General features: G+C 34.3%; 15 protein-coding genes. 11 read left to right on the forward strand and 4 right to left on the reverse strand.

What is annotated here, in order from left to right; translation table 11 throughout:
- Nucleotides 1–186: 186 nt before the first annotated feature.
- From B0A57_RS02510 to B0A57_RS02555, 10 genes are all read left to right on the forward strand, one after another.
- The gene (locus tag B0A57_RS02510; protein ID WP_011962291.1) at nucleotides 187–3,021 is read left to right on the forward strand and encodes a TonB-dependent receptor; all 2,835 of its coding nucleotides are present in this window, start codon (nucleotides 187–189) and stop codon (nucleotides 3,019–3,021) included.
- A gap of 101 nt (nucleotides 3,022–3,122) precedes the next feature.
- A complete protein-coding gene (locus tag B0A57_RS02515) occupies nucleotides 3,123–4,622 on the forward strand; it encodes an SGNH/GDSL hydrolase family protein (RefSeq protein WP_034097237.1) in 1,500 nt (499 codons plus the stop codon).
- A 204-nt stretch (nucleotides 4,623–4,826) separates the two neighbouring features.
- Nucleotides 4,827–6,338, forward strand: a complete 1,512-nt coding sequence (gene atpD / locus B0A57_RS02520) for a F0F1 ATP synthase subunit beta (RefSeq protein WP_011962293.1) — start codon at nucleotides 4,827–4,829, stop codon at nucleotides 6,336–6,338.
- 79 nt (nucleotides 6,339–6,417) lie between these two features.
- On the forward strand, nucleotides 6,418–6,699 hold the full coding sequence (locus B0A57_RS02525; RefSeq protein ID WP_011962294.1) for a F0F1 ATP synthase subunit epsilon: 282 nt from the start codon (nucleotides 6,418–6,420) through the stop codon (nucleotides 6,697–6,699).
- A 64-nt stretch (nucleotides 6,700–6,763) separates the two neighbouring features.
- Nucleotides 6,764–7,279, forward strand: a complete 516-nt coding sequence (locus tag B0A57_RS02530) for a hypothetical protein (protein ID WP_011962295.1) — start codon at nucleotides 6,764–6,766, stop codon at nucleotides 7,277–7,279.
- An 80-nt stretch (nucleotides 7,280–7,359) separates the two neighbouring features.
- Nucleotides 7,360–7,548, forward strand: coding sequence for a hypothetical protein (locus B0A57_RS02535; RefSeq protein ID WP_011962296.1), 189 nt, complete (start codon nucleotides 7,360–7,362; stop codon nucleotides 7,546–7,548).
- A 180-nt stretch (nucleotides 7,549–7,728) separates the two neighbouring features.
- Nucleotides 7,729–8,886, forward strand: coding sequence for an aminotransferase class I/II-fold pyridoxal phosphate-dependent enzyme (locus B0A57_RS02540; protein ID WP_034097239.1), 1,158 nt, complete (start codon nucleotides 7,729–7,731; stop codon nucleotides 8,884–8,886).
- 42 nt (nucleotides 8,887–8,928) lie between these two features.
- On the forward strand, nucleotides 8,929–9,270 hold the full coding sequence (locus B0A57_RS02545) for a T9SS type A sorting domain-containing protein (protein WP_011962299.1): 342 nt from the start codon (nucleotides 8,929–8,931) through the stop codon (nucleotides 9,268–9,270).
- Between the two features lie 116 nt (nucleotides 9,271–9,386).
- Nucleotides 9,387–10,361, forward strand: coding sequence for a T9SS type A sorting domain-containing protein (locus tag B0A57_RS02550; RefSeq protein ID WP_052079067.1), 975 nt, complete (start codon nucleotides 9,387–9,389; stop codon nucleotides 10,359–10,361).
- Between the two features lie 75 nt (nucleotides 10,362–10,436).
- Nucleotides 10,437–11,417 carry a LuxE/PaaK family acyltransferase gene (locus B0A57_RS02555; protein WP_034097278.1) on the forward strand — a complete coding sequence of 327 codons (981 nt, stop codon included), beginning with the start codon at nucleotides 10,437–10,439 and terminating at the stop codon, nucleotides 11,415–11,417.
- 9 nt (nucleotides 11,418–11,426) lie between these two features.
- Here B0A57_RS02555 and B0A57_RS02560 read toward each other — a convergent pair whose 3' ends face one another.
- The 3 genes from B0A57_RS02560 to B0A57_RS02570 form a co-directional block, all read right to left on the reverse strand.
- Complete coding sequence (locus B0A57_RS02560; RefSeq protein WP_011962302.1) at nucleotides 11,427–11,837, reverse strand: hypothetical protein; 411 nt, start codon at nucleotides 11,835–11,837, stop codon at nucleotides 11,427–11,429.
- A gap of 189 nt (nucleotides 11,838–12,026) precedes the next feature.
- Nucleotides 12,027–13,046, reverse strand: coding sequence for a phenylalanine--tRNA ligase subunit alpha (pheS, locus tag B0A57_RS02565; protein WP_011962303.1), 1,020 nt, complete (start codon nucleotides 13,044–13,046; stop codon nucleotides 12,027–12,029).
- Between the two features lie 138 nt (nucleotides 13,047–13,184).
- Nucleotides 13,185–13,541 carry a hypothetical protein gene (locus B0A57_RS02570; RefSeq protein ID WP_011962304.1) on the reverse strand — a complete coding sequence of 119 codons (357 nt, stop codon included), beginning with the start codon at nucleotides 13,539–13,541 and terminating at the stop codon, nucleotides 13,185–13,187.
- Between the two features lie 144 nt (nucleotides 13,542–13,685).
- Between B0A57_RS02570 and B0A57_RS02575 the strand changes: the two genes are divergently transcribed.
- Nucleotides 13,686–14,216: a CvpA family protein gene (locus tag B0A57_RS02575; RefSeq protein WP_011962305.1), complete on the forward strand. Its 531-nt coding sequence runs from the start codon at nucleotides 13,686–13,688 to the stop codon at nucleotides 14,214–14,216.
- On the opposite strand, the gene B0A57_RS02580 is transcribed toward B0A57_RS02575, so the two are convergent.
- Entirely contained in the window at nucleotides 14,200–14,943 is a 744-nt protein-coding gene (locus B0A57_RS02580) for a tetratricopeptide repeat protein (RefSeq protein ID WP_011962306.1), read from the reverse strand. The two genes, B0A57_RS02575 and B0A57_RS02580, sit on opposite strands and share 17 nt — an antisense overlap.
- Nucleotides 14,944–14,988 lie beyond the last annotated feature (45 nt).

Genomic DNA, 14,988 nt, shown 5'->3' on the forward strand with positions numbered 1-14,988 from the left:
TATGGTTTGTTATGCGTGCATAATAATTATTTCGCATATAAATATTTAAATTATTATGAATGCTAGGTTTAAATTAGCAACTTATTGGTTAAATGTCGAGGTTATTGTCAAATTTTTGCGAATCTGTTGAATTGATAATAAAAATATTTGTAAATTGGCTTTCTAAACCAATAAAAACAAAAACGAATGAGAATCTACTTTATTATTTTGTCATTGTTTTTTTGCGGGCTTTCGTTTGCGCAAAATACAATTTCAGGTACTGTTACAGATGCCAGCAATCAGCCCGTTCCTGGTGCTAATGTTAAAATTGTAGGAAGTGCTTCGGGGGCTTCGACTGGTTTCGACGGAAAATTTAATATTAAACATCAACAAGCTTTTCCTTTTTCTATCGAAGTTTCAATGATGGGCTTTGCAAGTCAAACGGTTGTTGTACATTCGAAAGAGCAAGAAATTATTCTGGTTTTATTAGAAGAAGCAACTTCTCTAAATGAAATTATAGTATCCGCTTCTAGAGCTCCTGAGAGAATTCTAGAATCGCCTGTTACTGTAGAAAGAATGGGGCTAAAAGATATTAAGAATACAACTGCACCTTCGTTTTATGAGGGATTAGAAAATCTAAAAGATGTACATTTTAATACCAGTAGTTTCTCTTTCAAATCTGTAAATACACGTGGTTTCGCAACTGTTGCAAACACACGTTTCCTGCAATTAGTAGACGGTATGGATAACGCATCGCCAGCTTTAAACTTTGCCCTTGGTAATTTATTAGGAATTTCTGATATAGATGTGGCTAATGTAGAGGTTTTGCCAGGAGCTTCTTCTGCCTTGTATGGTGCAAATGCTTTCAACGGAATTATGTTTATGAATAGCAGAAGCCCTTTTCTTAAAGAAGGTATTTCAACATATATGAAATATGGGCAAACTTCTCAAACCACAGCAGGGAATAATCCTTTTTATGATTTCGGATTTAGAGCTGCCAAGAAATTTACAGAACATTTTGCTGCAAAAGGAAATTTTTCTTATTTAAATGCCAAAGAATGGATAGCTTCAGACGACAAAAACGTTTCTAACGGAGCTGTAGATAGCCGAGCAATAGGTCATGCAAATAATCAGAACTATGACGGAGTAAATTTATATGGCGACGAGGTTTCTACTTTTATACCAAATGTAGGGCAAGTAAGCAGAACGGGATATAAAGAACAAGAATTAACGGACAATAAGATTGAAAGCGTAAAAGCAGATTTTTCTTTGCATTTTAAACCTTGGGCAAATGATTTCGAAATTATTGCACAACACAAAATAGGATTTGGTAACACCATATACCAAGGAGCTAACAGGTATGCACTCAAAAATTTCTATATGGAACAAACCAAATTAGAAGTAAAAGGTAAAAATTTCTTTGCAAGAATTTATAGATCTGCCGAAGATGCAGGAGATTCCTATGACACACGTTTTGCCGCTTGGAACGTAAATAGAGCAGCAAAATCAGATACAGAATGGTTTACAAATTATGCCACGGCATTCCAATTATCTCAAGCATATTTAGGCTCAAATGCTGATCAAGCGGCCGTAATTGGTAGGGATTATGCAGATCATAATAATTTACCTACAACCGCTAATTTTAATTTATTGCCTCAGTTTACGGCAGCGCCACCAGTTGGTCAGCCAAGATTTGAACCAGGATCTGCGCAATTTAATGCAGCATTAGCGGGGGTTATTAAAAATGCAGATTTTACAAAAGGAGCTAAATTTCAAGACAAATCTAAATTATACCATGCAGATGTAAATTATAGTTTTAAAGATGTAATAAAATTTGCCGATATTCAAGTAGGTGGTTCGGGAAGGCAATATGTGATGAACTCTAAAGGATCTATCTTTACAGATTATGACGGACCTATAAAATATAGTGAATACGGAGTTTACACCCAAGTTCAGAAAAAATTGATGGACGATAGGTTGAAACTAACAGGATCTTTACGTTACGATAAATCTAAAAATTTCGATGGAAGTTTTTCTCCTAGATTATCAGTAACTTATGCGGCGGGTACAAATAAGCAACATAATTTTAGAATTTCTTACCAAACAGGTTTTCGTAACCCAACCACGCAAGATCAGTATATTGGTTTAGATTTAGGGCCGTTTGCTTTAATTGGTTCTGCTCCTGAAAATTTAGAAAGATATGTCGAATATAGAACGCCAAGTGTAGCTGGTTCGGCATTTTTAGATCCTGGACAAACTCAATTTAAACTAACAGGAGAAAATGCCTACCATAACGCTTATACTGTCGAGTCATACAAGGCATATGCCTCAGCAAGATCGTCAGGAATAATACAAAGCACCGCATCCTCTTTGCTTGTGGTAGCTAGTCCTACATTGGTTAAACCAGAAAGAGTGCAATCTATAGAATTAGGATACCGTACAATACTTAAAGATTTTTCGGTAGATCTTAACGGATATTATAATGCGTACAACGATTTCTTAAGCCAAACCAATACAATTGCGCCTTTATACGGCATAGTTGGAACCGCAAAAGCCGCAACGGCACTAGACAATGGCGATAGAAGAACTTTTCAAGTATATACAAACTCTAAATCGCAAGTAAAATCTTTAGGATTTGGTATAGGTTTGTCTAGGAAAGTATATAAAAATTTCGAATTAGGTGGAAGTTACAACTACTCTCAAGTAAATTTTGATCAGTTAAGTGATCCAAGTTTTGAGGTAGGGTTTAATACACCTAAACACAGAGTGAAAGCGTCTTTTGGTAACGACAAACTATTTAAAAATTTCGGATTCAATACAAGTGTAAGGTGGAATAGTGAATACTTATGGGAGTCATCATTTCTAGATGGTATGATTCCAGAAAATGTAGTTTTCGATGCTCAAATTAATTATGCAATACCAGTTTTAAAATCAGTTTTGAAAGTTGGAGGTGCTAATTTAGGAGGCAAAGATTATATACAAGTATTAGGTGCTGGTGCAATAGGAACACAAATTTATGCCTCTTGGACTATCAATCCGTAATTGTTAATTGCAAATAGGGTTTAAAACAAGTTATTTGTGAATAAAAACAATTGTCAAACAATTGCAACTACTTAATATAAAATAACATTATATTGATAATTATGAAAAAAAATATAAAATGGCTACTGTTAGCATCATTAAGCTTTGTAGCATGTAATAAAAATGACGACACTATTACAGAAGTTCCTGTAACAGCGGGTTCGGCTAATTTCTCTAAATATGTTGCGTTAGGCGATTCATTTGCGGCGGGATATAGTGATGGTGCTTTGTTTAAAAAAGGACAAGAAAATGCCTATCCAAATATTCTTGCTGGACAATTTGCTCAAGCTGGTGGCGGAACTTTCAACACACCGTTTATGGCAGATAATATTGGTGGTTTCGCAGGTTCAATGGTATATACCCCAAGATTAATTTTTGATGGTTCGGGACCAGCTTCGTTAGGGTTGCCTCCTTATAGCCAAGCCGCTACAACAAACCAATTGGCGCATTTGTCAGGGTCTTTCAATAATATGGGGATTCCGGGGGCAAAAAGTTTTCATTTGCTAACTGCAGGATATGGTAGCCCAGCAGGAAATCCTTATTTTGCAAGATTTGCAAGTAATCCTATGGCAAAAGTAATAGACGATGCGTTAGCCCAAGCGCCAACCTTCTTTTCCTTATGGATTGGTGGAAATGATGAATTAGGATACGCTACTGCTGGAGGTGATCCAGCGGTAAATCCCCTAACATCTAATGCAAATTTCGATGCTGCTTACAACGCATTGGCTAGTCAACTTGCTGCTGGAGGTAAAAAAGGAGTGGTTGCTAATTTGCCTTACGTAACAACATTGCCATATTTTTATGTTATAAAATACAACCAATTAAAACAAAGTGATTTAACCGTTTCTGGAGTTAATCAAGTAAGCGCTTTAAATACGCAATTATACGCTCCCTTACATAACGCACTAGCCTTTTTAGGACAAGGGAGTAGGATTAATTTATTGTCAACGACGGGTAATAACCCAATGTTAATGATTGATGAAAACTTAACAGATTTATCTACATCTCTAACTGCTGTCCTAGTAGGCGGAGGTCTTGATGTTCCTACAGCAACCGCTTTAGGTCAGGTTTTTGGAAAAGCAAGACAAACAATTTCGACAGATTTAATTTGTTTAGGAGCAGCACAAAGGATAGGAAAAGAACCCTCAATGAGTCTTGACGGTGTAGCTTCTCCCAGTCCTTTATTAAGCCAACTAGGCGTTACGTTTCCTCTGCCAGATCGTTATGTTTTGCTTCCAACAGAAGTGGCTGAAATTAAAGTAGCTACAGATCATTATAATGCAACGATCGAAAATGCTGCAAATGCAAACGGATTAGCATTTGTTGATGCCAAAGCTATTATGGACCAATTGGTAAACGGAGGTGTTCGTTTTGGTAATTATCACATGACAGCTCAATATGTAACAGGTGGTGCTTTCTCTTTAGACGGAGTACATCCATCTGCCAGAGGATATGCACTAATTGCTAATAAATTTGCAGAAGCCATTAATGCCAAATATGGTTCTACTCTTAAACCTGTCGATATTGGAAATTATCAAATACAATACCCTGCTTCTTTATAATTTAAGGAACAAATAAACATTAAAACCATCAACAAAAGTTGATGGTTTTTTGGTGTAAAAAAACAGCTTAAAAGACGATTTCAAAAAGAGATTAAAAAACACAAATAAAATTATTGATTTTATAGTTTAAAAAATTATCTTTGCACTCTGAAAATAGACATATTTTCAATAAACCTAAATAGCTATTTAATAAATACATAAGCAATGTCAAAAGTAATAGGAAAAGTTTCGCAAATCATCGGGCCAGTTGTAGACGTAGTATTCAACGGTAAAGATGTTGAGCTTCCAAAAATTTATGATTCATTAGAAATCACTAAGAAAGACGGTACATTATTAGTACTAGAAGTACAATCTCATATTGGAGAAAATACAGTGCGTACAATTTCTATGGACTCTACTGATGGTTTAAGTAGAGGTTATGAAGTGGTTGGAACTGGAAATCCAATCAAAATGCCAATTGGAGCAGATGTTTACGGACGTCTATTTAACGTAATTGGAGATGCAATTGATGGTTTAGGGAACTTGCCAAAAGATGGCGATAACGGAATGTCTATTCACCGTCAAGCACCAAGATTTGAAGATTTATCCACTTCATCAGAAGTTTTATTTACTGGTATCAAAGTAATCGATTTAATTGAACCTTACTCAAAAGGAGGTAAAATTGGATTGTTCGGTGGTGCAGGAGTTGGTAAAACAGTATTAATTCAAGAGTTAATCAACAATATTGCAAAAGGTCACGGAGGACTTTCAGTATTCGCAGGAGTAGGGGAAAGAACACGTGAAGGAAATGACTTACTTCGTGAGATGTTAGAGTCAGGAATTATAAAATACGGTGATGATTTCATGCACTCTATGGAAAATGGAGGATGGGATTTGTCTAAAGTAGATATGCCAGGAATGAGAGAGTCTAAAGCTACTTTCGTTTTCGGACAAATGAATGAGCCTCCAGGAGCTCGTGCTCGTGTGGCACTTTCTGGATTATCTATTGCGGAGTATTTTCGTGACGGAGCAGGATCTGATCAAGGAAAAGACGTTCTTTTCTTCGTAGATAATATCTTCCGTTTTACACAAGCAGGTTCTGAGGTTTCGGCACTTTTAGGTCGTATGCCTTCTGCGGTAGGTTACCAACCAACGTTGGCTACCGAAATGGGAGCGATGCAAGAGCGTATTACCTCTACAAACAAAGGATCTATTACATCAGTACAAGCGGTTTACGTTCCTGCGGATGACTTAACAGATCCAGCGCCAGCAACAACATTTGCTCACTTAGATGCTACAACTGTATTGTCTCGTAAAATTGCTGAGTTAGGTATTTATCCAGCGGTTGACCCGTTAGATTCTACTTCTCGTATCTTAACACCACAAATTTTAGGTGATGAGCATTACGACTGTGCACAAAGAGTAAAAGAAATCCTTCAAAAATACAAACAATTGCAAGATATTATTGCAATTCTAGGTATGGAAGAACTTTCTGAAGAAGATAAATTATCAGTTTCTAGAGCAAGACGTGTACAACGTTTCTTGTCTCAACCTTTCCACGTTGCAGAGCAATTTACAGGATTAAAAGGAGTTTTAGTTGATATTAAAGATACCATCAAAGGATTTAACATGATTATTGACGGTGAATTAGATCACTTGCCAGAAGCAGCTTTCAACCTTAAAGGAACTATTGAAGAAGCTATCGAAGCAGGAGAAAAAATGTTAGCAGAAGCATAATTCAATTAACAAGGGATAATTAACAATTGATAATTCAAATAATTATCAATTGTCAATTATCAATTATCAATTATAGGAAATGATTTTAGAAATAGTATCACCAGAAGCATCATTATTTAAAGGAGAAATCACTTCAATTTCTGTTCCAGGAGTAGATGGTAGCTTCGAAATGTTAAATAATCACGCACCAATAGTTTCATTACTTCAAAAAGGAACTGTAAGAATTACAGCGCCAAGTTTCAAGTTTAGCAAAGAATCTGATGATTTGTTTACTAGAGTAAATGATCAGAATTATACCCTTGCTATTTCGTCAGGAACTCTAGAAATGAAAGACAACAAAGTAATTGTTTTAGTAGACTAAAACAATTTCAAAATAAACAGAGAAAAGCCAAGCATTATTGTTTGGCTTTTTTTATTTTTGAAAAATGAATTTGGATCAGAAAGAAATATTAATCAGTGATGGTGAAAAACCGTTTTGGCAAATGATAGTTGCTGCGTTTTTTTACACAATTGCCTTTGGGCTGGTTGCTTTGTTTGTTTTATCAATAATTAAAACTAGTTTTTCCAATCTGAAACAGTCTAAAGACTTAACTAGTCTCATTTATTTAATTGTATTCTTTTTTATGGGTGGCTTAAACTTTTCTTTGGTTACCAATATTTTTTTTGATCTTGAAAAAGAAAAAATGAGAGTGCAATACCGTGTCGGATACTTTAAAGTGAATCGACTTTCGGAAATTCCTGAATTGAAATATGTATCGATATTTTTTAAAACTGAAAATAGTTATTTGGTTAATTTATGGTATAAAGGAAATAAACATTTCGAAATTGCAGAGTTTGCAGAGTTTGATTCCGCTTTAGAATTTGGTAAAGTATTCTCTAATAAATTAAAATTAGACTTACTCGACGCTACCGAAAAAGGAAATTCTAAATGGATTGAATAAGAATGAAAAAACATATATTTATGAAATTATTAAAAACTATCAATAAATGAAAACAAAAACACTTAATATTCTATTCGGAATTGTATTGTGTTGCTTTTTGGCTAGTTTCAATAAACAAACAACTTCCTGATGACAAGGAAGAACCCGTCTTTATCTTTACCTACGATGGTTTGATAATTGAGATGCAAAATGATAAAATTAGTAATCTCGCCATTAGTAATACAAAATGGAAATTAAACACTATTTCTGTTGGAATGTCTTTGGTATAAATATTGGCTAAATTTGAAAGAAGTAAATTCGATTATTTTGGAAACCCTCGTTTTAAAATAAAAGATTCTAAAGCTATTTTATTTGCAGAAATAGATAAAACCAATAAAGTAAAAAAATAGGCATTGTTTTTTAATAATTTTAGAGAGTTCTTTACTCGATAAAATTTTATATTTGTTTGTATGGATGTTTTTCCAAAATCACTTTTATTAAAATTAGAACAACGTAAGCGAAATAACGCTTTACGAAAGCTGCCTATTACTAGCTGTCTCGTCGATTTTTCTTCTAATGATTATTTAGGGTTTTCAAAATCAGAAACCATTTTCTGCAAAACGCATCAGTTTTTATGCGATAGAAATATCAAAATAAACGGAGCAACTGGTTCTCGATTACTTTCAGGAAATCATCATTTATATCAAGAAACAGAAGATTTTATTGCTGGTTTTCATCAATCTGAAAAGGCTTTAATTTTTAATTCGGGTTACGATGCTAATATTGGTTTTTTTAGCGCTGTGCCACAACGAAACGACATTGTCTTGTATGATGAGTTGTGTCATGCTTCTATTCGTGATGGTATCATAATGAGCCATGCAAAAGCATTCAAATTTAATCACAACGATTACGAAGATCTAGAATCGAAAATAATAGAATTAAAATTTAAATACAAAACCTCAGAGTTTTACATTGCTACAGAAAGCGTTTTTTCTATGGATGGCGATTGCCCAAACCTTCAAGAATTAATTATTATTTCTGAAAATTATAATGTTCATTTGGTCATAGATGAAGCGCATGCTTTAGGGGTTATTGGAGCAAAAGGTCAAGGTTTAGTGCAAGAATTACAGTTGCAAAATAAAGTTTTTGCCAGAATCATAACCTTCGGGAAAGGATTGGGTTGTCATGGCGCAGCTGTTTTAGGGAGTCAAAATTTGAAAGAGTATTTAGTTAATTTTGCACGAAGTTTTATTTATACTACAGGATTGTCGCCACATTCTGTCGCTACGATTTTAGTTGCTTATCATCAATTGGAAAACGATACAATACAAATAGGTAAACTTCGGGAAAACATCGTTCACTTTAATCAAGAAAAGCAAATGTTAGGATTGAGGCAAATGTTTGTGAGAAGCAAATCTGCAATACAATCTGCAATAATTCCAGGCAATCAGAATGTAAAAAATATTGCCAAACAAATTCAAGAAAAAGGATTTGACGCAAAAGCCATCCTTTCGCCAACAGTTCCTGAGGGTCAGGAAAGATTGCGAATATGTTTGCATAGTTATAATTCTAAAGATGAAATATCGGAAATGTTGCGTTTGTTAAGTAATTGTCTGTTTTTGGCATAGTATTTGATTTTATTTTATACATTTACCTAATTATTATTTTCGATGAAGAAAAACTACGTTTATATTATGTTTTTTATCCTTTTGTTTTCCTTGGGTGTCTTGGCTCAAGAAGCAAGGCTATCTTCATTTGCAGCAAAAAACCAAGAGCAACAGTTTGACAACTTAAATGTGTACCCAAATCCAGTAGGAAATGGGCGAGTATTTATTACTTCAAAAACTGCAGACCCTAAAGATGTCGAAATTTTCGACGTATTAGGAAAGCGTGTCATACAAACTACGATTGTTACCAAAGAGTTAAATGTGTCTTCACTTTCCCCAGGTGTTTATATTATAAAAATAAAAGAAGGCGAGCAGCGCGCTACTAGAAAGCTGATCATCAAGTAATTGTTTTTTTTATACGTTATTGTTAATTTAATATTTTATTTACATTAGTTTGTTTTATCTTGAATGAATTAGTGCATACATTTGTAATTAAAATAAACAAATAAACAAATAAACAAATGAAAAAAATTTACACTTTATCTTTATTATTAGCATGTACCTTGTCTTTCGGGCAAGCATCAGACGCTTTTTTAGGAACAGGTTCTTTAAATGCTAATGGGTGGATTAGTCATAGTGGTACAACGCCTGGTCAAGTGAGTATTGTCTCTGGGTCTTTGAGTTATGCTGGATTAACTAGTCAAGGAAATAAAACACAAATTACTTCTGGAAATACAGAAGATGTGAGTTTGTCATCTGCAGCACTCTTAACCACAGTAGGTTACTATTCAGCAATTATTAATGTTTTAAATACTACCGGTATTAATGCAACTGGAGATTATTCTCTTATGTTTGGGTCAATGTCTACAACCGCATCTCCAACATTTAGTGTGTTTACTGCTAGGCTATTTGTAAAAACTGGTTCTGTGGCAAATACAGTTAACGTAGGTATTTTGAACTCTTCTGGAGGTACAGTTACTCCTACTTTTTCAGGAGATTTTCCTATAAATACTCCTTTGTTTATAGTTGTGAAATATACTCCATCTACAAATACCGCTAACTTATGGATTAATCCATTAATTGGTGGGACTGAAGGTTCTCCTACTTTAACAAATTCTACAGGTACAGGAACTGCTCCTACTCAGCTCGAAAGATTAGCAATTCGTCAAGGTACTAGTACTGGTAATATTGAGATTGATGAAGTGCGAATTGGTTCAACTTGGGCTTATGTTACATCTGCTACATTACCTATAAATGGTTTCGATGCTATTTCAGGATTAAAAATATACCCAAATCCTGCTAAAAACTTACTAAACATTACTTCTGATAGTTTTGAAACAAAAAATGTCGCAATATATAATGTATTAGGTGCTCAAGTTCTTGCTGCAAATGTTACTAACGCTCCAATAAATGTTGCAAATCTTGCAAAAGGAGTTTATGTAGTAAAAGTTACAGAAGAAGGAAAAACAGCTACTAGAAAGTTAGTTATCGAGTAATTTTTTTTAAAATATAGTAGAAAGCTCCAATTTGCGTTGGGGCTTTTTTATTTTATGTACTTTTGTAAAAAAAACTTGATTCCTTTATCCGATATATTTAGCATTTCAAATCAGAAGCAATTTGAGAAAATGGCACTGAAAGTTTTTCGTTATCAATACGAAAATAACATCGTGTATCATGAATTTTGCAATTACTTAAAAACCGAAATTCATAAGGTAAAAACGATACAACAAATTCCGTTTTTGCCCATTCAGTTTTTTAAAAGTCATGCTGTTCTTTCTAATTCGAATGCTATTGAAGCTGTTTTTACCAGTAGTGGCACCACAGGTATGGTAACCAGCAAACATTTAGTTACTAATGTTTCTTTGTATGAAGAGAGTTATCGCAATGCGTTTTCTCATTTTTATGGCAATATAGAGGATTATGTTGTTTTGGCATTGCTTCCATCGTATTTAGAACGAGAAGGGTCTTCGCTTATTTATATGGTCGATGATTTGATAAAGCTATCAAATAACGCTCATAGTGGCTTTTATTTGCACAATCACGAGGATTTAATACAAAAACTTGTTGCTTTAGATAGCGAAGGGCAAAACGTAGTTCTTATTGGGGTAACTTATGCCTTGTTAGACTTGGTCGAAAAACAAAAATTTACCCTTAAAAATACCATTGTCATGGAAACGGGTGGTATGAAAGGAAAACGTAAAGAAATGATTCGTGAGGAGTTGCATGAGCAACTTTGCGATGGTTTTGGTATAAATGCAATACATTCTGAATACGGAATGACTGAATTGCTTTCGCAAGCATATTCCCTTGGTAATGGTATATTTGAATGCCCAAATTGGATGCAAATCTTAGTTCGTGATGCCCAAGATGCTTTAGCTTATGTTGGTGTTGGAAAAACGGGCGGTATTAATGTGATTGATTTAGCTAATATAAACTCCTGCTCGTTTATTGCCACACAGGATTTAGGAAAAGAGTACACTAATAAAACGTTCGAAATTTTGGGACGTTTTGATAATTCGGATATTCGTGGTTGTAATTTGATGGTATTATAAAAAAATAAATTATCTCATAATTATGCCATCTACAAACAAAATTGGCACTTCTTCGAGGGTGTTGTCGTTTGCGAAATTAGTTTTGAAAATAAATTTCTTGTCGTATAATGTATTGCCAATGAAGTAAGTTAGCATGAACTCATTGTTAAGTTTGAGGACACTTTTTTCTATCATTTCGACTTTTTTTACAGAAACTGGTGGTATTTCTAGAAATGCGTGGCGAAGTGATGATGTTTTTTTCATTTCGCCATCAATGGTTCCGAAGGCTTTTGAAACCAGCATAACGCCATCGAGTTGAAAATCGGAATCGTTTATCAGGTATATATTCCAGATGTTTTCTAAAAAGTCATCGCTCCATTCTTGTACTGCGGCTAGGAAGACGTTTTCTACAATTGGGAGGTTATTGATGTCGGATTTCATATAGATTGGTTGGTTTTTAGAATTGATGTTGTTTTTGTATAAATGCCTAGCCCAGATAGTAACGGAAAGCCTTTTGAGAAGAAATACTAATTTTTCTTGACGAAAAACAACGACCAAAGGAAGTTCGTTTTTTGTTTAGAAAAATGTATTTCTTCTTAAAAGCTTGTAGTGTATAGCTGGAAGTTGCTTCTAAATGGTTGATTTGAATTGTTCGAGAAAGCGGATGTCGTTTTCGTAAAACATTCTGATGTCGCCTATTTGATAGATTAGCATGGCGATTCTTTCTATTCCCATTCCGAAGGCAAATCCGTTGAATTGGTCGGGTTCGATCCCGCAATTTTTTAGCACATTGGGATCTACCATGCCGCAACCGCCTATTTCTAGCCAGCCTGTTCCTTTTGTGATGCGGTAATCGGTTTCGGTTTTTAGTCCCCAATAAATATCTATTTCGGCACTTGGTTCGGTAAACGGGAAGTATGAGGGGCGTAGTCTTATTTTAGATTTTCCGAACATTTCTTTGGTAAAATAAAGTAATGTTTGTTTCATATCTGCAAAGGAAACGTCTTTGTCTATGTATAATCCTTCTACTTGGTGGAAGATGCAGTGGGAACGAGATGATACGGCTTCGTTGCGAAAAACTCTTCCTGGCGATATGGTGCGAATTGGCGGTTTGTTGTTTTCCATATAACGCACTTGTACTGATGAGGTGTGTGTGCGCAATAAAATATCTGGGTTGGTTTGTATGAAAAAGGTGTCTTGCATATCGCGTGCCGGATGGTATTCTGGTAGGTTTAATGCGGTAAAATTATGCCAATCGTCTTCTATTTCTGGTCCTTCGGAAACATTGAATCCGATGTTAGAGAATATATCGATTATTTGGTTTTTTATTAATGATATTGGGTGGCGAGAGCCTATTTTTATGTGTTCTGATGGTCGTGACAAATCACCATAGAGGCTTTTTATTTCTTCTTTGCTTTCTAGTTCTTCGGTAATGGTTTTTACCTTTTCTTCGGCAATGGTTTTTAGTAAATTAATTACTTGCCCAAATTCTTTTTTCTGATCGTTTGGTACGTTTTTGAATTCGGCAAATATGTCTTTAACTAGTCCTTTGCTTCCTAAGAATTTGATTCGAAATTCTTCGAGTTTTTCTTTGTTTTGTGTAGAAAAGGCTTTTGCTTCGGCAATGTATTCTTTAATTTTGTCTGTCATCGTTCAGGTAATAAAGGTGCAAATTTAAGTGTTTTTTAGTCATTAGGCAATAGCCGTTAGGCAATAGCTAGCTACCATTTTTTTTAGATGAATGTGAAATGGAGATGCAATTCGAGCGGTTTATTGGGTGTTGTGTAATTACTCGATTAATTTTTTCTCTAAAAAGTAATTTACAATGGCATCTTTCATAAGTACCGATTGTTCTCCAGCTTTTAGTGGTGGTAATTCTTCTTTTACCTTGTAATGGGGCCAGCCATCGTTGTCGAAAAATTCGAATTCGTAATACCCGTAAGGTTCTAGTAATCTGCAAATGGCAATATGCATGAGATTTAGTTTTTCGTCTTTCTTATAAATTTGATGAAATTTTCCTAATTCTTGTACGCCTATTAAATATATAATGGCATCTAAATCTAGGTCTTCGCCTTGCGAAAACTGATCTGTTAGTATGTTTACAAGCTGTTCCCAGCGTTCTTTGAGTTGTATATCTCTTGACATTTTAATTTTAGATTTTAGATTTGCTTCGCCTGTTCTCTAACGCTTGGGTTAGATTTATTCTAAAAACAAAATCTTTCTTGGCTGTAAAGATAGTGAGTTGTATTTGTAATAAACAATTTTGATATATTTGATAAAAATAAATTTATGGAAATTATTGATGTTGTTTTGGGTGCTTTGTTAGTTTTTGGTTTTTATAAAGGTTTTAAAAATGGTCTTTTTGTAGAATTGGCTTCTTTGATTTCGTTCTTTGTTGGTGTTTTTGTTGCGGTCAAGTTCTCTTATGTTGTGAGTGATTTTCTAGGAAAACATGTTTCTTGGTCGCCTAAAACGATTCAGATTTCGGCCTTTGTTTTTACTTTATTGCTTGTTATAATTGCTATTCATTCGTTGGCAAAAATTTTTACAGGAATTGCAAGTTTTGCTTTTTTAGGTTGGGCAAATACTTTGGCGGGTGGTTTTTTTGCTACGATAAAAACGGCTTTGCTTATTGGGGTTGTGTTGAGTTTGTTTCAGAAAGTAAACCTAAACAATATGATTGTTTCTAAAGAAACGCAGGAAAGTTCTTTGTTTTTTAATGCTTGTATGATAACATCGGAAGCTTTATTGCCAACATTAACGGATTGGTTTAAGGATTTGAAAGGGAAAGCAGAAAGTAAATCTACTTTAACTCCTTAATAGCACTTTTCTCAATCCAGCCTTCTTTGAGGTCTAAAAGTTGTATTTTTTTGTAATTGTTTAAACTTTCTAACACAAAAACTTTGGTTCCCGCATGCAAAACAAACGCATCTTGTGCGGTTGATTTTGGTTCGCTTTTTACCAATGTAATGTCTGCAAAAACAATAGCCGGTCTGTCATTATTGCTTTGGTTTTTTTCGAAAAATCCTGCAAAAACACTTACCATTGCAAACAACAATATAAATAGCATACTAGTAAAGAAAATTCTTTTTAGCATGGTAGTGTTAGAAAAATAATAACCTACAAAACATATTAAGAATAACACCGAAAAAACAATAGCTATCCAAGCCCAAGTGTCATAATGATAGCTTGAGGTAAAATCTCTTATTATTTTTGGAAAACCCACTTTTGGAGTTTCGACAACTTCATCGATAGTCATTTTTTGTGCAAAAGCAAGATTGTTTCGAATTTCTGAATCGTTAGGATTTAACAATAAAGCCTTTTCGAAATTAAAAATGGCTGGTGCTACTTTGTTTAATTTATAATAGCAATTCCCTAAGTTAAAATATAATTCAGCCGATTGTTGTCCTGATTTTACTACACTTTCGTAAACGGTTATCGCTTCTTGATAATTTCCTTTTTGGTATAAATTATTTCCTTTATCGAAAGCGGTTTGTGCCCAAAATGTTTGGGTAATGAGAAGGAATATAAAGAGTATATTTTTCATAGTTTATTTTTTTTAAACACGAAGTTTACTAAGGTTTTCACAAAG

It is taken from the genome of Flavobacterium psychrophilum DSM 3660 = ATCC 49418 (assembly GCF_002217405.1).
Classification (GTDB): domain Bacteria; phylum Bacteroidota; class Bacteroidia; order Flavobacteriales; family Flavobacteriaceae; genus Flavobacterium; species Flavobacterium psychrophilum.

Excerpts from the sequence above, each read along its gene's own strand:
- B0A57_RS02510 (WP_011962291.1), top strand. The coding sequence starts at position 187 with ATGAGAATCTACTTTATTATTTTGTCATTGTTTTTTTGCGGGCTTTCG.
- B0A57_RS02515 (WP_034097237.1), top strand. The coding sequence starts at position 3,123 with ATGAAAAAAAATATAAAATGGCTACTGTTAGCATCATTAAGCTTTGTA.
- atpD (WP_011962293.1), top strand. The coding sequence starts at position 4,827 with ATGTCAAAAGTAATAGGAAAAGTTTCGCAAATCATCGGGCCAGTTGTA.
- B0A57_RS02525 (WP_011962294.1), top strand. The coding sequence starts at position 6,418 with ATGATTTTAGAAATAGTATCACCAGAAGCATCATTATTTAAAGGAGAA.
- B0A57_RS02530 (WP_011962295.1), top strand. The coding sequence starts at position 6,764 with ATGAATTTGGATCAGAAAGAAATATTAATCAGTGATGGTGAAAAACCG.
- B0A57_RS02540 (WP_034097239.1), top strand. The coding sequence starts at position 7,729 with ATGGATGTTTTTCCAAAATCACTTTTATTAAAATTAGAACAACGTAAG.
- B0A57_RS02545 (WP_011962299.1), top strand. The coding sequence starts at position 8,929 with ATGAAGAAAAACTACGTTTATATTATGTTTTTTATCCTTTTGTTTTCC.
- B0A57_RS02550 (WP_052079067.1), top strand. The coding sequence starts at position 9,387 with ATGAAAAAAATTTACACTTTATCTTTATTATTAGCATGTACCTTGTCT.
- B0A57_RS02560 (WP_011962302.1), bottom strand. The coding sequence starts at position 11,837 with ATGAAATCCGACATCAATAACCTCCCAATTGTAGAAAACGTCTTCCTA.
- pheS (WP_011962303.1), bottom strand. The coding sequence starts at position 13,046 with ATGACAGACAAAATTAAAGAATACATTGCCGAAGCAAAAGCCTTTTCT.
- B0A57_RS02570 (WP_011962304.1), bottom strand. The coding sequence starts at position 13,541 with ATGTCAAGAGATATACAACTCAAAGAACGCTGGGAACAGCTTGTAAAC.
- B0A57_RS02575 (WP_011962305.1), top strand. The coding sequence starts at position 13,686 with ATGGAAATTATTGATGTTGTTTTGGGTGCTTTGTTAGTTTTTGGTTTT.
- B0A57_RS02580 (WP_011962306.1), bottom strand. The coding sequence starts at position 14,943 with ATGAAAAATATACTCTTTATATTCCTTCTCATTACCCAAACATTTTGG.